Origin of the sequence: Falsiruegeria mediterranea M17, assembly GCF_900302455.1 — a bacterium.
In the GTDB taxonomy this organism is placed as follows: Bacteria; Pseudomonadota; Alphaproteobacteria; order Rhodobacterales; family Rhodobacteraceae; genus Falsiruegeria; species Falsiruegeria mediterranea.
Genome location: NZ_ONZG01000001.1, coordinates 536,321 through 555,986 on the forward strand (window position 1 = coordinate 536,321; position 19,666 = coordinate 555,986).

Consider the following 19,666-nt stretch of genomic DNA (forward strand, 5'->3'; position numbering starts at 1 on the left):
GGCATGACCCAGCAATACACCATAGCCAGGCTCGGCCATCAGGGCGACGGGATCGCCGATGGCCCAATTTTTGCACCCCGCACCCTGCCAGGTGAAGTTGTCACCGGCGGCGTCGAAGGACAGCAGCTGACTGACATCCGGATCGAAACGCCGTCGGATGATCGCGTGAAACCGCCATGCCGCCATTACAAGGCCTGTGGTGGATGTCAGTTGCAGCATGCTTCGGACCCGTTCGTAGCCGCTTGGAAGGTGGATATCGTGCGCGCGGCACTGGCCGCTCAAGGGATCGAGGCTGAGATGCGCCCGATCCATACGTCCCTTCCACATTCACGCCGCCGGGCAACGATTGCGGTGCGCCGCACCAAGAAGGGGACGCTCGCGGGGTTCCACGGGCGCGCATCAGACGTGATCACCGAAATCCCTGACTGCCATTTGCTGGCACCAGAGTTGCTGGCCGCGATCCCAGTGGCCGAGGCGCTTGCCGTTCTGGGTGGCAGTCGCAAGGGCATCTTGGCTGTGACGTTGACGCTGTCCTCGGCTGGTCTGGATGTGTCGGTTCAGGGTGGCAAACCGTTGGATGGCCCGCTTGAGGCGTCGCTGGCGCAGGCCGCAGAACAGCAAGGGTTGGCACGGCTGGCCTGGGATGGCGAGGTTTTGGCGATGCGTAACCCGCCGTATCAGCAGTTCGGTGCGGCCAAGGTTGCCCCTCCACCGGGGGCCTTCTTGCAGGCGACCAAGGATGGCGAGGCTGCCTTGCTGAGCACCGTGCAAGAGATTGTCGCCGGGTCAAAAAAGATCGTCGACTTGTTTGCGGGCTGCGGCACCTTCAGCTTGCCGTTGGCCGCAGATGCCGAAGTGCACGCTGTCGAAGGTGAGCCGACAATGACCCAAGCCCTGGATCAGGGATGGCGTATGGCCCAAGGCTTGAAACGTATAACGACCGAAGCCCGTGATTTGTTCCGACGACCCTTGATGCCTGATGAATTGCGCAAGGTGGATGCCGTGGTGCTGGACCCGCCTCGTGCAGGTGCCGAAGCGCAGGTGGCGGAACTGGCGCAGGCTCAGGTACCCGTGATCGCCTATGTTTCATGTAACCCAGTGACCTTTGCCCGCGATGCCAAGGCGATTGTGACGGCAGGTTACACCCTGAACTGGGTGCAGGTTGTGGATCAGTTCCGCTGGTCTGCACACACGGAACTTGCAGCCTCGTTCACCTTGTCCCATATCAGCGGCTAATGTCCCAAGGAGACCGCCAGCAATGAATTTCCGGCAGCGTTTGAGCAGCTTTATCGACCACCCGTCCTTTGGGCAGTTCATCACCGGTGTCATCGTCATCAATGCGGTGCTCTTGGGTCTTGAAACCTCGCCCGGGATCATGGCGGACTTTGGTGGAGTGATCAAAACGCTGGATACCCTCTGTTTGGGGATCTTCATTGTCGAGATCGCGCTCAAGCTGGTGGCGCAAGGACGGCGTTTCTTTACCAACGGCTGGAACCTGTTTGATTTCATCATTGTTGGTATTGCGCTGGTTCCGGGCGGTCAGGGTCTATCGGTCCTGCGCGCATTGCGTATCCTGCGGGTGCTGCGCGTCATCTCGGTTGCGCCCCGCCTGCGCCGTGTGGTCGAGGGGTTCATCACCGCGCTGCCTGGCATGGCAAGCGTGTTCTTGCTGATGACGATCATCTTCTACATTGGGGCCGTGATTGCGACGAAACTGTTCTCGCAATCTTTCCCGGCATGGTTCGGCGACCTGGGTTTGTCGGCTTACACGCTGTTCCAGATCATGACGTTGGAAAGCTGGTCGATGGGCATCGTTCGCCCCGTAATGAAGGTGTATCCGTATGCTTGGGCCTTTTTTGTGCCCTTCATCATGATCACCACCTTTGCAGTGGTAAACCTGCTGGTTGGTCTTATCGTCAACTCGATGCAGGATGCCCATCAGGAAGAGGACCACGAGCGCACGGATGCCTATCGGGACGAGGTGATTTCGCGGCTCGAGGCAATTGAACAGCGGCTGGCGGAACGTTCCGAGACAAAAATGTGATTTTGCTTGGCCGCGAATCTATCGTATTTGATCCATGTAAAACGTGAGGCAGTGTAGCAAATGAAACGTCGAGTTTTCGGACTGGGTGCAATGGCGGCGGTCGGTTTGACGGCATGCGGTACCGGCAGAGATCCTAAATTCCGCTCATACTATGGACCCAAGGTCACGTCGATCGTGGTCAACAAAGGCGAGCGTCGTATGTACCTGCTGCACAATCAGGACATCCTGAAGGAATACAAAGTTGATCTGGGCTTTGCTCCTGTCGGGGACAAAAAGGTCGAAGGGGACGGCAAGACCCCCGAAGGCACCTATTTGATCGACCGGCGCAACCCCAACAGCAGCTATCACCTGTCGATCGGGATTTCGTATCCCAATTCGCGCGATATCGCCGAGGCCAAGGCGCTTGGTCGTAAGCCGGGTGGCGAAATCTTTATCCATGGGCAGCCGAATCTGCTGAAAGAGCTCAAAAGGGCCCGGCGGACCAAGGATTGGACCGCGGGTTGCATTGCCGTGAAGAACGATGAGATGGAAGAGATTTACGCCATGGTGCGCGATGGTACCGTCATCGCGCTGCGGACCTAACGGTCAGCTGTTTCGCCACGGTCCAAAGCCAAACATCACATAGTCGCGCTGATAGATATTGGCGGCTTCCTTTTCCAAGTCGGCATCATAGATGTCATCCAGCGAAAACGGGCTGTCGGGCTGTGCGATATCCGGGGCTTCGGCCTCTTGATGGCCATAGCGCGCGGCCAGGTTTGGCAGCAGCTCGGTCATTTCATCCTCGCGAAACACATGATCGGGGACAGCAAAATCCGACATTGATGACAACGCCTGTGCTTGTGAGCACCAACCGCCATCAACCCGGATCGCAGTCTGTCCCGCCAGGTTCATGCGGATAAAGCCCAAGAACGCCTCAAAGGCCGCGCGGTGATCCGACCGTGAGTAACGCGCGTCAGGTTCATCCTTTGGGATCGGCAGCTTGTACTGGCGGCGAAGGGTTTCACGTATCTTCTTGTAGCTGCCTGGGCCTGTGCTGAGAATCTTGCGGCAGAAAACTTGATGCAGTCGTGCCAGCGGGTGACGCAAAACCGTGAACCGGCGATGGCCGAGGTTGTTGCGCATCCATTGTCGCATCTGTTTCTGGTTCATGCCGGTATTGAGTGAGCTGAGAGGCACGCTGTCCAATCCTGCCATCCACGACATCACTTCATCTTCGGGCCCGCCCCGGATCGGCAGGTACAACAGCGGCGTGACAACGCCGGCGACATAGCTGGGCACAGCGGGCCCACGGCGGGGTTCAAAGTTTGGCGTGCGGGTCAGGTTGAACCGATCAAGTCCACCCAGGGCCTCGGTCATCTCGTCAACGTTGACCACCTTCGAGGTCACCGGGCTGGGGTTTTGCCGTTTCAGGCTTTTGTCCAGGCCATCCAGCCGCCCTTCGACGCCCAACCAGGCGGCCAGGCCGTTCATCACATCGACACTCTGCAGATCTTCGTAGTCGATGTAGAACGGTGTCTGGCCTCTGGCTTGCAGGCTGTTGAGCAGAAAAACCTGAAAATCCTGTAGCGCCTCGACATGTCGCGAGAATTCCTCGGGGTCGAACCGAACCTGAGCGTCACGTCGTTTCTTGACGTTGGTCAGCTTCCACTGACCGGTTTCCTGTGCGATTTTCCACGACACATAGCTGTCTAGTGGATTGCGCGTCAGGATGACCTTGGCGCAACGTGGATCGGGCAAAGCGGCGTCAAGCACCCGCTGATCGTGGTCGTGAAAGAAGCGGAAACCGCCCATCACATCCGGTGTGCTACGAATTGCATTGATCAAACACTCGGGGTCGCCGTCGCGCATCGCTTGCGAGATATCGAGGATTTCGACTTTGTTCGGGTAACCGATAAAATGCGGGTTGAACGCTTCGCCGAAGCAAGTGACATCCGACAATGCGTTCAAGTTGGTTTCCAGAAAGTTGGAGCCTGTCCGCATTTCGGCAAAGATGATGAAATAGTCGAACTTGGATGTCATACCGCGTTATCGCACCAAATAGGGTTTGCGGTTGGGTTTGCTCATGTTGGCTGGTCCTTGCTCGACGGGGAAGTCGCCCATTAGGTACGGGTGCATCCCCTGGTTTTTCAGGTTTTGGAGGAACTGACCAAAGCCGGTCAAGTCCACCATTTTGGGCGCCTCGCTCAGGCGCCGGGGGTTTGATGGTCCGATCTCGTCAATGATGGTCTGAATCGGTTCCATCGGAGCTTCGACAAACTCGGCCATGGTCCAGATTCGCACGCGCGCCTTGGTCCAGACCGAGCGCAAAATATTCAGATGCTCGCTTTCGACTTTTTGCAACAGCGCCGCCTCTTTGCGCAGATCGGCAAAGTTGCGGTTCGACTTGAACAATGGAACAGCCCAAGACCCGGTGATGACCGAAATCTGGGCGTTTGGATCCCGGGCCACCATCCAGTTGATGTCCTGATTGTCGGCGGGACCGAACTGGAAACACTGTCGTTCGCCTCGAGTGTTCCAGATCAGGCTGGTCAAAAAGCGGTTGGCGTCGTAGTCGCGTAGTTCTGCATTGTCGCAGAGGGCACCATTAATGAGGCTCTGTCCGCCGGCAAGCTCGGCCCGATCAGGCCCAAACAGGTGGCCATGCACGCGGGCTCCGGTGGCTTTTGTCAGCCAGGGTTCGAAATTCTCAAACAGCTCGGTAAAGCCCTGGAACATCGAATATGGGCTCGAGGTCAGACCGTTTTCGTTGCCGTGGCGGGGAAAGCGGCTTTGCATGTACAGACCATCCCGGCCGCGTGTCCGACGCTCAACCGCCTTGGCGAATATGCGGTCGATCTTGCCGGGGTTTGGTTCTGTCTTTTTCATCGCGCCCGCTTGATCGGTCAGGAATGCCTGATACAGCCTGTCGGCCCGTGGCCAGATCTTGCGCGCGACAAAGCAATCGGATCGCCGCAGCAGTTGTAGATGATCGTCATAGAAGATGTGGGGCTTGCCCTGAAAGTCGAACTTTGACAGCGTCAGCGACCGGCTTTCGATGTTGCTGGAATAAAGCCGCGAGAGCGTCTGGTAATAGCTTTCGTCCGGAATCCAGACGCGCCGGAAATAGCGGTCATAAGCGTCACGCTCGGGATCTTCGAGAATGGCGGACAGGGTCTGGCGCGTCAGGCACCACCATTGGCTGCCCATGTGCGGCACCAGCCCGGATGGAATCTTGCGTTTGAAACGCAGCAGGCGTTGCAGCGCCACGTAGCGGTCGAACAGGATGCGGTGTTTTTTCCACGAGAACGGGAACCGCAGAGTAAAACGTTCGTGGTCCAATCCGCCAACCGTCCAGGGGACATCTGACGTGGTCGCACTTTCGATGAAATCGGTTCTGGGGCGCGCGGCAAGATAGTCGATCAGCTCCTGCACCGGGCGCAACGGCAGACAAGAGCCCGAAGCCAGATAGACATGACGTACGTCGGGAAATTCGCTTAGCATCAACTCGGACGCGGCCTGAGACGCTGCAACAATTCCCCAGGTGCCCCATTCGCAGCGGTGGCGCTGCGAAAACAGGATCAGCGGATTGTCGGAACAGGCGGCGACGAAATCCTTATAGGTCTTGCGCGATACATTCTTGTCCACATGCAGCACGACCGGACAACCCGAGGCGGTCCAATGCCGTGCCACCTGCTCGGCCCGGTCCAGTGCGGTGTGGACCAGCATGACAACCCCAACCGTCATGCCCAGTTCCCCTTGGACATCAAACCCAAAATCTCAAGCTGGCGCCAGTTGATGTATTTCTCTGACCACTTGCACCAGAGTTCAGGCTGCGCGCTCAGCTTGTCGGCGTAGGCCCTGTATTCGGCGGAACCGGCATAGTGCTGCTTGCGGGTCAACTCCTCTTCTGCCTTGGCGGTAAGGGTGTCGAGGAATTTTGTGTGCATCAGGGCGCCGCTGGCCTTTTCGCCCCCCCATTCATCATAGACCTGGTTCAATCCGCGCGGCAGCAAGGTATGGGTCGAGCTGACATAGGCGTAGCGGCGGTTCCATTTGACCAGCGGGATCTTGTTAAGTGCCGGCGACTTCTTGGGCGTGTCGGCAAAGAACGCTCGGGCTCGAGGGCCACCTTGAATCCAAAGGTTGCCATAAAGGGGGTTCTTTTTGATCGTGTAGTTGCCGCTGTCGAACCAATTGGCGATTTCAAGCGGGTTTTGCCCCTCTTGATACGGGATGTCTGTCAGCTTGCCCTTTGGGTAGACGTCCACGAGCATGGCGCTGAAGCTGCGGATCAGCGAGTTGTCGAGCCAATCGGTCAGCGCCTGAATGGGACGTGTGTCACAGAAAGGGTAGACAAAGAATTCATCCGGGTCGACGGTCAGTGTCCAGTGATTGTGCGCATAGGTTCGCGCCAGCCAGTTCATCCAGTCGACACCAAAGGTTGCACGCCTGTAGCTGGATTGGGTGTGCCAGACCGAAATGTCATGCTGACCCTTCAGGTATTCCAGCGCGCCGTCAGTGCTGTCATTGTCCACGAACAGGAAATGGTTGACGCCCAATTCGCGGTAATACTGCAGGAAATAGGGAAGTCGAATCTTTTCATTTCGGAAGGTGCTGATCAGCAAAACGTCGTTTGGACGGATTGCGCCAGTGTTATCCTGAACGGCCTTGAGCTCGCTCGATTTCCGCAGGCAGCGCAAAAGGCGGCGCCGGCGCCGCACTCTCATTCGATAAGAATCCCACAGGCTCACGTGTCAACCAATCCATTCAATGACGCGAGCATGACCCGGATAGAGCGAAACCTACGCATCTAGAATACCGAGCCAACTATAGTCATATGTCATCAATTCCTTCTATGAATCAATGAATTTAGAAACAGTTACACGGGGAAAAGCAATCCTTGTCGCTCAGATGCGACGGTGTGGCTTTGGCTCGTGGATTTTACCACCCACCAGAGTTCATCAACCCAAGTTCCTCAAGGTGTCGCCAGTTGCGGTAATGGGTTGATGTTTCGGTCCAGATCTGTGGCGCGGCGGTGATGCTGTCGTAATAGTTGTCAAAGTCTTGCGGCGTGTGAAAGTGCTGCGCGCGCTCTTTTTCGATTGCCGATTTGGAAACAATCTCGGGCAGGAACTTGGTGTGCAACAACACGCCCGAAGCACGGTTGTCTCCTGGACCATCATAGGCCCGGTTCAGCGTCGGCGGCAGGATCGAATGGCAGGAATTCACATAAGCATAGCTACGGTGCCACTTGACCAGGGGGATCTTGTTCAGGGTGGGGGACCGTCGCGGCTCGTCGGCAAAGAATACCCGCTCGCGCATGCCGCCTTGGGTCCACAGATTGCCAAGGGGCAATTGCCGTTGCGAGCGATAGGGACCTGCGTCGAACCAGTCGATCGCTTGGGTTGGATCTGTGCCGGGAGTATAGCTGACTGCGTTCAAGGGGCCCTTGGGATAGAGGTCCAGCATCAAGGCGCCGAACGCCGTAGAGCCTTGGGAATCCAACCAGGCCGTCAGGTCGGGCAGGGGACGCGTGTCATGGTGGGCGTAAACCAGCAATTCGTCCGCATCGACCATCAAGGTCCAATGGCCATGGGCATATCTGCGCTGCAGCCATGTCATCCAGTTCAGGCCAAATCGTGAAGCGCGGTAACTGTCGCTGGTCTGCCACAGCGACACGTCCGACTGTTTGGCGAGCATGGTGTCGGTGCCATCGGTGCTGTCGTTGTCGATCACCAGGAAATGCCCGATACCCAGATCCCGGTAGTAGTGCAAAAAGTAGGGTAGGCGGTTCATTTCATTTCTGACCGTCATCACGATCAGAATGTCACCCGGTTTGATCTCACTTGTGCGATCCGCAACGGACCTCAGCCGATGGCGACTGCGAAATGACTTCCACAACAGGTGCCGCCGTTTCCAACGCAGACGATAGGCCTCAGCCCATGTCAGTTTGCGCGTATCTGCGGTGGAAGTGATTGTCATCTGCGCCTTTAGTCCAAACCCATGGCGGCCATCATCTCTTCGAGCTTTGGTACGTCTGAAGGGTTGTTGAGTTCCCAGAACTGGCGCCCACGCGCTTCGACCTCGACGCACAGAACCTTGTGGTTGTTTTCCATGAACCGCAGTTGTTCCAGCCCCTCAAGGGTCTCAAGCGGGCCAGTGTTCCAGGTGGGATAGGCCGCAAGGGCATCCTTGCGATAGGCATAGACGCCGACATGGTGGAATACAGGTGTCGGATCGGATGCGCCAAAGGTTTCGGCGGTAAACGGCACCACCTCTTTCGAGAAATACATGGCGCTGTTGTCGCGGGCAAAGACGGCCGTTGTGCCGCCCACGCGGCCATGTTTGCGGTCGTTGAGCAAGCTGTTGAGTGCATCGCCATCGCACCGCAGTACCGGGGTGGCGATCCCTGCATCCGGCGCGTTTCGCAGACCCGCGACCAGATCTTCGATGAACCAATGTGGGGTCAGGGGGGCGTCGCCTTGCAGGTTTACCACGATGTCGAACCCCCCGCCGAGAACCTCATGCGCTTCGGCGCAGCGTTCGGTCCCGTTGGCGCAGGTTTCCGAAGTCATCACCACCTCGGCTCCAAAGGCTTCGGAAGCGTCACGAATGCGGTCGTCGTCAGTGGCGACAACAACCCGGTCGACGCCCTGAACCGCCATCGCGGCGCGCCAGGACCGTTCGATCAGGGATTGGCTGTTGCCCGAGGCGCCAGTCAGGGGCACCAACGGCTTGCCGGGATAACGGGTGGACGCATAGCGGGCGGGGATGGCGATCAGGACGGACATCAGGCCTCCTTCAGCTCAACATCTGGCGCATAGGCAATGAAGAACGGATTGGCATAGCCATCCTTGCCGTATTGCAGCGGGGTGTGGTCATCAAAGCGGACGACTTTGCCGCCAGCTCCGGCCAGAACCGCGTGGCCTGCTGCGGTGTCCCATTCCATCGTGCGACCCACGCGGGGGTAGATGTCGGCCTCGCCGGTGGCGACCAGGCAGAACTTCAGCGACGAACCCGCACTCTTGCTGTCTTTGACACTGTATTTGTTGATGTAATCGTCTGTCGCCTGATCGCGGTGTGATTTTGAGGCGACGACCAGAAGCGCATCATTGTTTGCTTTGGATACAGAAATTGGCTGCACCGCACCCATGGCGTCTTTGTCCAACGATCCGGTTTCCTCGACTGATTGACCGTCGGCCAGAGTGAAGAACATGCGTCCTTTTGCCGGGGCATAGACGACACCGCGTGTTGGCGTGCCGTTTTCGACAAGCGCGATGTTGACTGTGAAATCGCCGCGGCGGTGGATGAACTCCTTGGTGCCATCCAGTGGGTCGACGATCAGAAAGGTGTCGCCTTTGGTCGAATGCGATGCGGCCTGCTCTTCGGTTACCAGCAACACATCCGGGAAAGCAGCGCGCAGCCCGGCCGAGATCAGGGCGTCTGCCGCTTCGTCCGCTTCGGTCACCGGGCTGTCATCGGATTTGACCTTCACGTCGAAATCATCCGAGTTATAAATCTCCATGATCTTGTCGCCCGCCTCGAGCGCCAGCCTGCGGATCACGGGAATAAGGTTGTCGTAGGTCACAAAAATGCTCCGATTTTGTGTTTTGTTGCTTATTGGGCCTGCTGTTCTTATGCTTTGCAGGCAACGGAACAGCAAGAATTCCGTGCCAAATTGTTGAGCAGCGACATAGGAAACAGTTCTAGTGTTTGGATACCGACAGCACAAATCCCTGCTAAGTGGCGCGTTCACCATGGCAGAGATCATCTTTCACGCGGTGGTTCGATCCATTCGATCGGGTCACAACAATGCCTTCATCGCGCTCGGCAAGAACATGATGCAGGTCGTTGTGTTTGTTCTGATCTTTTACATGATGTTTTCGTTGCTGGGCCTGCGCGGTACGGCGATCCGGGGTGATTTCCTGCTGTACATCATGTCTGGCGTGTTTCTGTTCATGGTGCATATCAAGTCGGTTGGGGCGATCATGGGGGCGGAAGGTCCCAACAGTCCCATGATGAAACATGCGCCGATGAATACGATCATTTCGCTGCTGGCGTCGGCAATTGGCGCGCTTTACACGCAGTTGCTGACCCTGTTCATCATACTCTTCGGGTATCATGTTGCCTTTAAACCGGTCTACATCGACAATCCCGGGGGCGCTTTTGCTATGCTTATGCTCTCGTGGTTCACGGGTTGTGCCGTTGGGCTCGTCTTTTTTTCGATGAAGCCCTGGTTGCCCACGATCGTCGGTATCCTGAGCACGGTCTATCAGCGCGCGAACATGATCGCCTCGGGTAAGATGTTTGTGGCAAACTCACTGCCGCCCTTCATGCTGCAGATGTTTGACTGGAACCCTCTGTTTCACTGCATTGATCAGTGTCGTGGCTTTGTGTTCCGCAACTACTATCCACGCAATTCCAATTGGGAGTATGCTTTTTGGGTTGGTGTTACGCTGATCATGGTTGGTTTGATGCTAGAATTCTACACACGTCGCCAAGTATCAAACAGCTGGTACGCCCGCCGATGATGCGGTTTTGGGTCATTCTGTTGGCCCTTTGGCCGGGCGCTATTTGGGCTGTTACCCTGCCGCAGTTGCACGACGTGACCGGAGTTGCGTCAGATGATGTTCTGAATGTGCGCCAAGAGGCGGGCGCGTCTTCGGACAAGGTTGCCGAACTGGCCCATGATGCGACCAATGTCGAAGTTGTAGATCGTTCGCCCGACGGGAAATGGGGCCTTGTGAATTCGGGTGAGGTATCGGGGTGGGTCTCGTTGCGATATCTTGCGCCGCATGCCGAAAACCCGGATGTCCCCATTGGCCGCACGCTGTCGTGTTCCGGGACCGAGCCATTCTGGTCACTTGAGATCGAGCAGGGGCATCAGGCTCGGTTCGACGGGCTGGGTCTGCAAGCGGTGAGCATGACGGCCGATATACTGCAGCAGGCGCGGGGGCGTACCGACCGGTTCTCTCTGACGGTCGGGTTGTCGGGCGTTGCAATGGTACGGGCGCAACAGTGTTCGGATGGGATGTCGGATCGCGCCTATGGGCTGGACGTCGACTATTTGCATCAGGACGGTGTGCTTTATTCAGGCTGTTGCAACTTGGTCGCTCATTAGGTCACGACCCGCAGCGTCAGGTTGATCCGTCCGCCTTTGGGCAATAGCCGGGATGATTTGAACCGGATACGGTCGATCCCGTGATAGCTCAGTCGCGCTTCACCACCCATCACCACCACATCGCCAGAGCTGAGCCACAGGGATTCGGTTTTGCCGCCCCGTGTCGGGTTGCCCATCCGAAACAAAGCGTCATCCCCAAGGGACACAGACACCACCGGCCAAGAGAAATCGGCCTCGTCCTTGTCTTGGTGCAGGCCCATCTTGGTGTCTTCGCCGTAGTAGTTGATCAAGCAGCTGTCGGGTAGACGATCGAGACCGGAGGTGTCGCGCCAGATCGACAGAATTGATTCCGGGATCGCGGGCCAGGGGCGTCCGGCCGGATGATCGGGTTCATAACGATAGCCAGATGTGTCGGAAATCCAGCCACAAGACCCCGCAGAGGTCATGCGTACCGACATTTTCTTGCCGGACGCCGTGGACGGGTTGAACAGTGGTGCCGCCTTCAGGATCGGACGCAGAGCGTCGATTAGCGCGGCTTGGGCCTTGGAATCCAGATGGGATTTCCAAACCTCAAACCCCCGTATCAAAAGCCGCGCCACCCGCCATTCCCCATTCGTTAGCAAAACCTTGTCAAAAAAGGTCCAAGAATCCAGAAAACCCGCGATTCACAGTGCTTGCAGGCCCGTTCACGCGACCTTATATACGCCGGGACGCGCGATGGTGTAGAGCCATTCGCGCAAACGGATCGAGGTCGGGATGCCACAACGGGTTCAGGCCTCGGGTAATCGCCTTGAAGAGAAAAGGGATCGAACATGAGCAAAGTTATTGGGATCGACCTGGGTACGACAAACAGCTGCGTGGCCATCATGGATGGTTCGCAACCCCGGGTTATCGAAAACGCAGAAGGGGCGCGGACCACGCCCTCGATCGTCGCCTTCACCGATGAAGAGCGTCTGGTCGGTCAGCCGGCAAAACGCCAGGCGGTCACCAACCCTGACAACACCGTCTTTGGTGTCAAGCGCCTGATCGGCCGTCGGTTCGACGACGAGCATCTGGCAAAGGACAAGAAGAACCTGCCGTTCAACGTGGTGAACGGTGGCAACGGTGACGCATGGGTTGAAGCAAAAGGCGAGAAGTATTCGCCATCGCAAATCTCGGCCTTCACCCTGGGCAAGATGAAAGAAACCGCCGAGAGCTATCTTGGCGAAGAAGTGACCCAGGCGGTTATCACCGTTCCGGCGTACTTCAACGACGCTCAGCGTCAGGCCACCAAGGACGCAGGCAAGATTGCCGGTCTCGAAGTGCTGCGTATCATCAACGAGCCGACGGCGGCTGCTCTGGCCTATGGTCTGGACAAGGAAGAAACCCAAACCATCGCGGTCTATGACCTTGGTGGCGGTACCTTCGACGTGACCATCCTGGAAATCGACGATGGTTTGTTCGAAGTGAAATCGACCAACGGTGACACCTTTCTGGGTGGTGAAGACTTTGACATGCGCATCGTCAACTACCTGGCCGACCAGTTCAAGAAAGAGCACAATGTCGACCTGACCAAGGACAAGATGGCCCTGCAGCGTCTGAAAGAAGCCGCTGAAAAAGCCAAGATCGAACTGTCCTCGGCCAACCAGACCGACATCAACCAGCCGTTCATCTCAATGGATCCCAACTCGGGCACGCCGCTGCACATGGTCATCAAGCTGACCCGCGCCAAGCTGGAGCAGCTGGTGGGTGATCTGATCAAGGCGTCGATCAAGCCGTGCCAGGCCGCTCTGAAAGACGCAGGCCTGTCGGCCGGTGACGTGGACGAGGTTGTTCTGGTCGGTGGTATGACCCGGATGCCGAAAGTGATCGAAGAGGTTACCAAGTTCTTTGGCAAAGAACCGCACAAGGGTGTGAACCCGGACGAAGTTGTTGCCATGGGCGCCGCCATTCAGGCCGGTGTTCTGCAGGGTGACGTCAAAGACGTTGTTCTGTTGGACGTGACGCCTTTGTCTCTGGGCATCGAAACCTTGGGTGGCGTGTTCACCCGTCTGATCGATCGCAACACGACCATTCCGACGAAGAAGAGCCAGATCTTCTCGACCGCCGAAGACAACCAGAACGCCGTGACCATCCGCGTGTTCCAGGGTGAGCGTGAAATGGCGGCCGACAACAAGATCCTTGGCCAGTTCAACCTCGAAGACATCCCGCCCGCACCGCGCGGCATGCCGCAGATCGAAGTGACCTTTGATATCGACGCCAACGGCATCGTGTCGGTTGGCGCCTCGGACAAAGGCACCGGCAAAGAGCAGAAGATCACGATCCAAGCTTCGGGCGGCCTGTCGGATGATGACATCGAAAAAATGGTCAAGGACGCCGAAGAGAATGCCGAGGCGGACAAGGAGCGCCGCGAGCTGATCGAGGCGAAAAACCAGGCCGAGAGCCTTATCCATTCGACCGAAAAGTCGGTGGAAGAGCATTCGGACAAGGTTGACCCGACCACTGTAGAAGCCATCGAGCTGGCAATTGCTGCTCTGAAGGACGAGATCGAGACCGACAACGCCGAGAAGATCAAATCGGGCATCCAGAACGTGACCGAAGCGGCCATGAAACTGGGCGAGGCGATCTACAAGGCGAGCCAGGACGAAGCGGACGAGGAACCGGCAGCGGCTGACGCTGGCCCCGTCGACGATGACATCGTCGACGCAGAGTTCGAAGATCTGGATGACGACAAGCGCAAGTAACGCTTAACCGGGCTTAAAGGGGCCGGTCCGGTCGACGGACCGGCCCTCTTTCGTTGAGGCAGAAGGAATAACGGATGTCAAAACGTGACTATTATGACGTGCTCGGCGTGGCCAAGGGCGCTTCGGCGGACGAGATCAAGAAGGGCTTTCGCAAGAAGGCCAAAGAACTGCATCCTGACCGCAACAAGGACAATCCAGACGCAGAATCTCAGTTCAAAGAGGCTAACGAAGCCTATGAGGTTCTGAAAGACGCCGAGAAAAAGGCAGCCTATGACCGTTTTGGCCATGCTGCGTTTGAAAACGGCATGGGTGGCGGCGGCCGTCCCGGTGCCGGCTTCGGCTCGGGCGATTTCTCGTCGGCGTTCTCGGATGTGTTCGACGACCTTTTTGGCGACTTCATGGGTGGTCAACGCGGTGGCGGTGGACGTCGTGCCGCGCGTGGTTCGGATTTGCGGTATAACCTGCGGGTGTCGCTGGATGATGCTTTTGCCGGCATGCAAAAGACGATCAACGTTCCCACCGCGGTCAGCTGTTCAGCTTGTGACGGCACCGGTGCCGAGGGCGGGGTTGAGCCCGTCACCTGTCCGACGTGTTCGGGCATGGGCAAGGTCCGCGCGCAGCAAGGTTTCTTTACCGTTGAACGGACCTGTCCGACGTGTTCGGGCCTGGGTCAGATCATCAAGAACCCCTGTAAAGTGTGCCAGGGTGCAGGCCGTGTTGAAAAGGACCGTGCTCTGTCCGTGAACATCCCTGCCGGTGTTGAAACAGGCACCCGCATTCGCCTTGCTGGCGAGGGGGAAGCCGGGATGCGCGGTGGCCCTCCGGGTGATCTGTACATCTTTGTTGAGGTGGCCCAGCATGAACTGTTCGAGCGCGACGGCGTGAACCTCTATTGCCGCGTGCCGGTTTCTATGGCGAACGCTGCACTAGGTGGTTCGATCGAAGTGCCGACAATCGACGGTGGACGTGGTCGCGTACAGATCCCAGCGGGCAGCCAGTCGGGCCGTCAGATGCGTCTGCGCGGCAAGGGCATGCCTGCCCTTCGTGGTGGCGGTGTCGGTGACATGTTCATCGAACTGGCGGTTGAGACGCCGGTCAACCTGACCAGCCGCCAAAAGGAACTGCTGCGCGAGTTTGTGGACTTGAGTGAGGACAACAACCCAGAAGGCAAGACCTTCTTCTCCTCCGTCAAGTCATTTTGGGATGGCATGAAGGGCTGATCCCGAATCTGAACCAATCGAGAGGCCGCCCTGTCAAAAGGGCGGCCTTTTTTGTATCTGGAAAGGTCAATAAGTCCAGTCTGGCCCCATAAAACAAGGCTTTTGGCTATTGATAATCCGCCCAACCCCTGAGATGTTCGCGTCAACCGTTGGGGTGCCTGAATTGGCTGAGAGGTGTCTGACACCAACCCATCGAACCTGATCCGGGCAATTCCGGCGTAGGAAACGGTCTTAGTCACAGGCTCACCTTCCATGCCCCGATTGCCCACCAAGATGATGGAGCAACCGATGGCACCAATTGCGCTTACAATCGCCGGATCCGATAGTGGTGGTGGCGCGGGTATTCAGGCAGACATCAAGGCGATGTCAGCCCTGGGGGTCTACGGCGCGAGCGTGATAACGGCTGTAACGGCGCAGAATACGAAAGCGGTGACAGCGGTTCATGGCATTCCGCTGGATGTGATTGCGGCGCAAATCGATGCCGTGCTGTCTGATTTGAACGTGGATGCGATCAAGATCGGCATGTTGGCCACGCCCGAGATCATTCAAACCGTTGCTGATGGGATTGCTGGTTTCGACGGTCCCGTTGTGCTTGATCCTGTGATGATCGCAAAATCCGGCGACGCCCTGCTGGCGCGCGAAGCGGTGCAAACCCTGCGCGATGTGCTCTTGCCGAGCGCCACGGTTCTAACACCAAACTTGCCTGAGGCTGCGTGTCTTTTGGACAGGATGGTTGCCGAAACACCTAAAGAAATGGTGGAGCAGGGGGTGGCATTGTGTGCGTTGGGTGCCAAAGCGGTGCTGATGAAGGGTGGCCATGCCGAGGGTGATGTTTGCCATGACCTCTTGCTGTCTGACGAACGCGTTGCGGGTGACTACACAGCTCCGCGTCGGGACACCAAAAACACGCATGGCACAGGCTGCACTCTATCGTCGTCGATAGCGGCTGGCCTCGCCAAGGGGGTGGACCTGCCCGAGGCGGTTGCGCAGGCGCATAGCTATCTGCAGGGCGCAATTGCCAGGGCGGACACGTTGGGTGTCGGTCACGGCCACGGGCCCGTTCACCATTTCCACAAGGTTTGGGCATGAGCGATTTTTCCGTCATAGGGGCTGGCGTTGCCGGTCTGGCCGTCGCGACGGAACTGGTCGCGCGTGGTGCTACGGTGGATGTTTATGACCCCGCTGGCCCTCCGGGCCCGCATGGATGTTCTTGGTGGGCGGGTGGCATGCTGGCGCCTTGGTGTGAATATGAGAATGCCGAAGAGCCTGTGCTTCGTCTGGGGCAAGAGGCCATCGGCTGGTGGGCAGACAAGACGGACGTGACCTTTGCCGGAACGCTGGTGGTCGCCAATGCCCGCGATCTGCCAGATCTGCGCCGGTTTTCACGACGTACCGAGGGGTTCACGGATGTCGGTCGTGGTGAGATCGCCCAATTAGAGCCTGATCTGGCTGCATTCGGCAAAGGGCTCTATTTCGAAAAAGAGGCCCATCTAGATCCACGCAAGGCACTGGCTGATCTGCATGCCGGGTTGGTCGAAAAGCGAGTGACCTTTCATCAAACCGAGGCGCCAGAAGGATTGGGAAAGGCAATCGATTGCCGGGGCTTGTCCGCGCGCGATTTTCTGACTGATCTGCGCGGCGTAAAGGGTGAGATGTTGGTTATCCGCGCGCCAGATGTGGCTCTAACCCGACCTGTTCGTCTGCTGCACCCGCGTCTGCCGCTTTACATTGTGCCGCGCGGAGATGGCGTTTACATGCTGGGCGCCACGATGATCGAAAGTGAGGATTCGGGTCGGATCACCGCACGCTCGATGCTGGAACTGCTGAGCTCTGCCTATGCCCTGAACCCGGCCTTTGGCGAGGCCGAGGTGCTGGAAATCGGCGTCGATCTGCGACCTGCATTTCCCGACAACTTGCCGCGTATTCGCCGGATCGGCGGGCGGGTCTATGCCAATGGCCTTTATCGGCACGGGTATCTGCTCGCGCCTGCGGTGGCACGCGGTGTTGCTGACTTGGTGCTGGACAACAAACATTCGGAGATGGTCGATGAAGATCGTGCTTAACGGCGAACCCCGTGAGGTGGCCGCTGAAACCTTGACCGCTTTGCTCGACGAATGCGGTTTCTCAGGCCGGGTTGCCACGGCAGTGAATGAGGATTTTGTGCCCTCGTCCCTGCGCGCGGGTCACCGATTGAACGATGGCGACCGGGTCGAGGTTCTCGCTCCGATGCAGGGGGGCTAAGGCGATGCGGACGTTTTATGGCACTGAACTGTCCAACCCTCTGATGCTGGGCACGGCGCAATATCCCAGCCCGGCGATCTTGGAACAGGCATTCCGCGACAGCGGCGCAGGCGTAGCCACGGTGTCGCTGCGGCGTGAGGGTGGCGCAGGGCAGACGTTCTGGCAGATGATCCAGGACCTTGGCGTGCTGATCCTGCCCAATACCGCCGGCTGTCACACGGTGAAAGAGGCCGTCACAACCGCCCATATGGCGCGCGAGGTGTTTGACACCAAATGGATCAAGCTGGAACTGATCGGCCACACCGACAGCCTGCAACCGGATGTGTTCCAACTGGTCGAGGCCGCGCGCATTCTGACTGAGGACGGGTTTCAGGTGTTCCCCTACACCACCGATGACCTGATCGTTGGCGAGCGGTTGCTCGAAGCAGGGTGTGAGGTATTGATGCCATGGGGCGCTCCGATTGGATCGGGCCGCGGGCTGAACAACGAATACGCCCTGCGTGCGATGCGAGCAGAGTTTCCCGATGTGCCGCTGGTGGTGGATGCAGGAATTGGCCTGCCGTCGCACGCCTCGCATGCGATGGAGCTGGGCTATGACGCCGTTTTGCTGAACACCGCTGTCGCCCGCGCGGGTGAACCGCAGCTGATGGCCAAGGCCATGGCGCTGGCGGTCGAGGCCGGGCGATTGGCGCACGAGGCCGATCCGATCGAGGCGCGCGATATGGCCGAAGCTTCAACCCCCGTCATCGGAAAGGCGTTTCTGTCATGAGCCTGGATCGTTTCTACCCCATCTTCGACCACACCGACTGGCTGGAACGGATGCTGCCCTTGGGCATCAAGCTCGTGCAGCTGCGGATCAAGGATCAACCTGACGACGTGGTGCGCGAACAGATTGCCAAGGGGCGAGACCTGTGTGCCGAATATGGCTGTGTTCTGGTGATCAACGATTATTGGGAGGCGGCGATTGATCTGGGAGTCGAGTGGATCCACCTCGGCCAGGAAGATTTGGATGATGCAGACCTGGTCGGGATCCGAAAAGCGGGTCTAAAACTTGGCGTTTCAACCCATGACGATGACGAGTTGGAGCGGGTTTTGGAGATGAACCCGGACTATGTCGCGCTTGGGCCCGTCTATCCCACAATCCTGAAAAAGATGAAGTGGCACCAGCAGGGCTTGCCCCGCGTCACCGAATGGAAAGAGCGTGTGGGCAACATCCCTTTGGTCGGTATCGGTGGGATGAGTGTCGAGCGTGCGCCCGGCGTTTTGGAGGCTGGCGCAGACATCGTTTCGGCTGTGACCGACATCACTCTGAACGCTGACCCCGAAAGCCGCGTGTGCCAGTGGATTGAGGCAACGCGATGAGCCGCTACGCTCGCCAGATGATCCTACCGCAGGTCGGGGCGCAGGGACAGGATCGCCTGTCCCGCGCCCGCGTGCTGGTGGTCGGCTGTGGCGGGTTGGCGGCCCCGGTGTTGCCTATGTTGGCTGGTGCGGGTGTCGGGCATCTGACTTTGCTGGATCCGGATGTCGTGGATCTGTCCAACCTGCACCGACAGACGCTTTTCACGGAAGCGGATTGTGGTGCGTCAAAGGCCGGCGTGGTTGCCGCACGGTGCCAAGCGTTGAATTCCGACATCATCGTTGAAGCTCAAAAACAGGCTCTAACACCGGCAAATGTAGCTGATTTAGTCGCAGATTTTGATCTGATCCTTGATTGTGCCGACAGCTATGCGGCGAGCTATACGTTGAGTGATGAATGCCTGAAACAAGGCAGTCCATTGATCAGCGCGTCGGTCCTTGGATTGGGCGGCTATGTCGGCGGCTTCTGCGGTGGCGTGCCGTCGCTGCGCGCCATTTTCCCCGAGGCTCCGGACAGCGCTGCGAGCTGCGCGACGGCGGGTGTTCTGGGCCCGGTCGTGGGGATGATCGGCGCGCTTCAGGCGCAGATGGCGCTGGCCGTGCTGATGGGGCTGGAACCGTCGCCCTTGGGGCAAATGGTGCAGTTCGATGCGCAAAACTATCGCAGCACCTCATTTCGCTTTGATGGCGCGCCCGAGCCCGAGGCAGCATTGCGCTTTGCTGTCCCCACCGAACTCACCGATCAGGACATGATCATTGAATTGCGCGGCGCAGAGGAGGCCCCCGTGCCGATCCTTTCCACCGCGACCCGTATCGCACCGGAGGAGGTGCAGAACCATCTGCCCGACCCTGACAGGCGTATTGCGCTGTGTTGTGCCACCGGCCTCAGGGCCTGGCGCACTGCTGAGCGCATTCAACAAATTTGGCCCGGCGAGATTGTCCTTGTCGCGGCCTCAACCTCATGAAGCATAAGGAAACG

20 protein-coding genes and 1 riboswitch are annotated in these 19,666 nt (G+C 58.1%); of the genes, 13 read left to right on the top strand and 7 right to left on the bottom strand.

The window, feature by feature from the left end; genetic code table 11:
* Positions 1 to 3 precede the first annotated feature (3 nt).
* Genes TRM7615_RS02615 through TRM7615_RS02625 form a run of 3 tightly spaced genes read left to right on the top strand, consistent with a single transcriptional unit; the run spans position 4 to position 2,626 of the window.
* A complete protein-coding gene (locus TRM7615_RS02615) occupies positions 4 to 1,236 on the top strand; it encodes a class I SAM-dependent RNA methyltransferase (protein ID WP_108785327.1) in 1,233 nt (410 codons plus the stop codon).
* Positions 1,237 to 1,258: 22 nt separating this feature from the next.
* Complete coding sequence (locus tag TRM7615_RS02620) at positions 1,259 to 2,044, top strand: ion transporter (protein WP_108785328.1); 786 nt, start codon at positions 1,259 to 1,261, stop codon at positions 2,042 to 2,044.
* Between the two features lie 60 nt (positions 2,045 to 2,104).
* Positions 2,105 to 2,626 (top strand): L,D-transpeptidase family protein, encoded by a 522-nt coding sequence (locus TRM7615_RS02625; RefSeq protein ID WP_108785329.1) that lies wholly within the window; start codon positions 2,105 to 2,107, stop codon positions 2,624 to 2,626.
* 3 nt (positions 2,627 to 2,629) lie between these two features.
* On the opposite strand, the gene TRM7615_RS02630 is transcribed toward TRM7615_RS02625, so the two are convergent.
* The 6 genes from TRM7615_RS02630 to cysQ form a co-directional block, all read right to left on the bottom strand.
* The gene (locus tag TRM7615_RS02630) at positions 2,630 to 4,063 is read right to left on the bottom strand and encodes a nodulation protein NodH (RefSeq protein ID WP_108785330.1); all 1,434 of its coding nucleotides are present in this window, start codon (positions 4,061 to 4,063) and stop codon (positions 2,630 to 2,632) included.
* Between the two features lie 6 nt (positions 4,064 to 4,069).
* Entirely contained in the window at positions 4,070 to 5,767 is a 1,698-nt protein-coding gene (locus tag TRM7615_RS02635) for a DUF5927 domain-containing protein (RefSeq protein ID WP_108785331.1), read from the bottom strand.
* A complete protein-coding gene (locus TRM7615_RS02640; protein WP_108785332.1) occupies positions 5,764 to 6,750 on the bottom strand; it encodes a glycosyltransferase family 2 protein in 987 nt (328 codons plus the stop codon). Before TRM7615_RS02640 ends, TRM7615_RS02635 begins: the two co-directional genes overlap by 4 nt.
* Positions 6,751 to 6,964: 214 nt before the next feature.
* On the bottom strand, positions 6,965 to 8,005 hold the full coding sequence (locus TRM7615_RS02645; RefSeq protein WP_108785333.1) for a glycosyltransferase family 2 protein: 1,041 nt from the start codon (positions 8,003 to 8,005) through the stop codon (positions 6,965 to 6,967).
* 8 nt (positions 8,006 to 8,013) lie between these two features.
* Positions 8,014 to 8,814 (bottom strand): 3-deoxy-manno-octulosonate cytidylyltransferase, encoded by an 801-nt coding sequence (locus tag TRM7615_RS02650; RefSeq protein WP_108785334.1) that lies wholly within the window; start codon positions 8,812 to 8,814, stop codon positions 8,014 to 8,016.
* Entirely contained in the window at positions 8,814 to 9,611 is a 798-nt protein-coding gene (gene cysQ / locus TRM7615_RS02655; protein ID WP_108785335.1) for a 3'(2'),5'-bisphosphate nucleotidase CysQ, read from the bottom strand. Before cysQ ends, TRM7615_RS02650 begins: the two co-directional genes overlap by 1 nt.
* A 121-nt stretch (positions 9,612 to 9,732) precedes the next feature.
* Between cysQ and TRM7615_RS02660 the strand changes: the two genes are divergently transcribed.
* Both TRM7615_RS02660 and TRM7615_RS02665 read left to right on the top strand, forming a co-directional pair.
* Positions 9,733 to 10,554: an ABC transporter permease gene (locus TRM7615_RS02660; protein ID WP_235824003.1), complete on the top strand. Its 822-nt coding sequence runs from the start codon at positions 9,733 to 9,735 to the stop codon at positions 10,552 to 10,554.
* Positions 10,551 to 11,144, top strand: coding sequence for a COG3650 family protein (locus tag TRM7615_RS02665; protein WP_108785336.1), 594 nt, complete (start codon positions 10,551 to 10,553; stop codon positions 11,142 to 11,144). The genes TRM7615_RS02660 and TRM7615_RS02665 overlap by 4 nt, the downstream gene beginning before the upstream one ends.
* Here the strand turns inward: TRM7615_RS02665 and TRM7615_RS02670 are convergent.
* Complete coding sequence (locus tag TRM7615_RS02670) at positions 11,141 to 11,743, bottom strand: alpha-ketoglutarate-dependent dioxygenase AlkB family protein (RefSeq protein WP_108785337.1); 603 nt, start codon at positions 11,741 to 11,743, stop codon at positions 11,141 to 11,143. The two genes, TRM7615_RS02665 and TRM7615_RS02670, sit on opposite strands and share 4 nt — an antisense overlap.
* A 213-nt stretch (positions 11,744 to 11,956) precedes the next feature.
* Between TRM7615_RS02670 and dnaK the strand changes: the two genes are divergently transcribed.
* The 8 genes from dnaK to TRM7615_RS02710 all read left to right on the top strand — a co-directional run bounded on the left by dnaK (position 11,957) and on the right by TRM7615_RS02710 (position 19,652).
* Positions 11,957 to 13,867 carry a molecular chaperone DnaK gene (gene dnaK / locus TRM7615_RS02675; protein WP_108785338.1) on the top strand — a complete coding sequence of 637 codons (1,911 nt, stop codon included), beginning with the start codon at positions 11,957 to 11,959 and terminating at the stop codon, positions 13,865 to 13,867.
* A 74-nt stretch (positions 13,868 to 13,941) separates the two neighbouring features.
* Positions 13,942 to 15,087 carry a molecular chaperone DnaJ gene (gene dnaJ / locus TRM7615_RS02680; RefSeq protein ID WP_108785339.1) on the top strand — a complete coding sequence of 382 codons (1,146 nt, stop codon included), beginning with the start codon at positions 13,942 to 13,944 and terminating at the stop codon, positions 15,085 to 15,087.
* 140 nt (positions 15,088 to 15,227) lie between these two features.
* A riboswitch (TPP riboswitch) is annotated at positions 15,228 to 15,329 on the top strand.
* 46 nt (positions 15,330 to 15,375) lie between these two features.
* The gene (thiD, locus tag TRM7615_RS02685; protein WP_108785489.1) at positions 15,376 to 16,176 is read left to right on the top strand and encodes a bifunctional hydroxymethylpyrimidine kinase/phosphomethylpyrimidine kinase; all 801 of its coding nucleotides are present in this window, start codon (positions 15,376 to 15,378) and stop codon (positions 16,174 to 16,176) included.
* The gene (locus TRM7615_RS02690) at positions 16,173 to 17,150 is read left to right on the top strand and encodes an FAD-dependent oxidoreductase (protein WP_108785340.1); all 978 of its coding nucleotides are present in this window, start codon (positions 16,173 to 16,175) and stop codon (positions 17,148 to 17,150) included. Before thiD ends, TRM7615_RS02690 begins: the two co-directional genes overlap by 4 nt.
* A complete protein-coding gene (gene thiS / locus TRM7615_RS02695; RefSeq protein WP_108785341.1) occupies positions 17,134 to 17,328 on the top strand; it encodes a sulfur carrier protein ThiS in 195 nt (64 codons plus the stop codon). Before TRM7615_RS02690 ends, thiS begins: the two co-directional genes overlap by 17 nt.
* 4 nt (positions 17,329 to 17,332) lie before the next feature.
* A complete protein-coding gene (locus TRM7615_RS02700; RefSeq protein WP_108785342.1) occupies positions 17,333 to 18,097 on the top strand; it encodes a thiazole synthase in 765 nt (254 codons plus the stop codon).
* Positions 18,094 to 18,690, top strand: a complete 597-nt coding sequence (locus TRM7615_RS02705; protein ID WP_108785343.1) for a thiamine phosphate synthase — start codon at positions 18,094 to 18,096, stop codon at positions 18,688 to 18,690. The genes TRM7615_RS02700 and TRM7615_RS02705 overlap by 4 nt, the downstream gene beginning before the upstream one ends.
* Positions 18,687 to 19,652 (top strand): HesA/MoeB/ThiF family protein, encoded by a 966-nt coding sequence (locus tag TRM7615_RS02710; RefSeq protein WP_108785344.1) that lies wholly within the window; start codon positions 18,687 to 18,689, stop codon positions 19,650 to 19,652. The genes TRM7615_RS02705 and TRM7615_RS02710 overlap by 4 nt, the downstream gene beginning before the upstream one ends.
* Positions 19,653 to 19,666: the final 14 nt, after the last annotated feature.

What these genes read in the sequence shown, in the direction of transcription:
- TRM7615_RS02615 (WP_108785327.1), top strand. Translation starts at nt 4, where the DNA reads ATGACCCAGCAATACACCATAGCCAGGCTCGGCCATCAGGGCGACGGG.
- TRM7615_RS02620 (WP_108785328.1), top strand. Translation starts at nt 1,259, where the DNA reads ATGAATTTCCGGCAGCGTTTGAGCAGCTTTATCGACCACCCGTCCTTT.
- TRM7615_RS02625 (WP_108785329.1), top strand. Translation starts at nt 2,105, where the DNA reads ATGAAACGTCGAGTTTTCGGACTGGGTGCAATGGCGGCGGTCGGTTTG.
- TRM7615_RS02630 (WP_108785330.1), bottom strand. Translation starts at nt 4,063, where the DNA reads ATGACATCCAAGTTCGACTATTTCATCATCTTTGCCGAAATGCGGACA.
- TRM7615_RS02635 (WP_108785331.1), bottom strand. Translation starts at nt 5,767, where the DNA reads ATGACGGTTGGGGTTGTCATGCTGGTCCACACCGCACTGGACCGGGCC.
- TRM7615_RS02640 (WP_108785332.1), bottom strand. Translation starts at nt 6,750, where the DNA reads ATGAGAGTGCGGCGCCGGCGCCGCCTTTTGCGCTGCCTGCGGAAATCG.
- TRM7615_RS02645 (WP_108785333.1), bottom strand. Translation starts at nt 8,005, where the DNA reads ATGACAATCACTTCCACCGCAGATACGCGCAAACTGACATGGGCTGAG.
- TRM7615_RS02650 (WP_108785334.1), bottom strand. Translation starts at nt 8,814, where the DNA reads ATGTCCGTCCTGATCGCCATCCCCGCCCGCTATGCGTCCACCCGTTAT.
- TRM7615_RS02665 (WP_108785336.1), top strand. Translation starts at nt 10,551, where the DNA reads ATGATGCGGTTTTGGGTCATTCTGTTGGCCCTTTGGCCGGGCGCTATT.
- dnaK (WP_108785338.1), top strand. Translation starts at nt 11,957, where the DNA reads ATGAGCAAAGTTATTGGGATCGACCTGGGTACGACAAACAGCTGCGTG.
- dnaJ (WP_108785339.1), top strand. Translation starts at nt 13,942, where the DNA reads ATGTCAAAACGTGACTATTATGACGTGCTCGGCGTGGCCAAGGGCGCT.
- thiD (WP_108785489.1), top strand. Translation starts at nt 15,376, where the DNA reads ATGGCACCAATTGCGCTTACAATCGCCGGATCCGATAGTGGTGGTGGC.
- TRM7615_RS02690 (WP_108785340.1), top strand. Translation starts at nt 16,173, where the DNA reads ATGAGCGATTTTTCCGTCATAGGGGCTGGCGTTGCCGGTCTGGCCGTC.
- thiS (WP_108785341.1), top strand. Translation starts at nt 17,134, where the DNA reads ATGAAGATCGTGCTTAACGGCGAACCCCGTGAGGTGGCCGCTGAAACC.
- TRM7615_RS02700 (WP_108785342.1), top strand. Translation starts at nt 17,333, where the DNA reads ATGCGGACGTTTTATGGCACTGAACTGTCCAACCCTCTGATGCTGGGC.
- TRM7615_RS02705 (WP_108785343.1), top strand. Translation starts at nt 18,094, where the DNA reads ATGAGCCTGGATCGTTTCTACCCCATCTTCGACCACACCGACTGGCTG.
- TRM7615_RS02710 (WP_108785344.1), top strand. Translation starts at nt 18,687, where the DNA reads ATGAGCCGCTACGCTCGCCAGATGATCCTACCGCAGGTCGGGGCGCAG.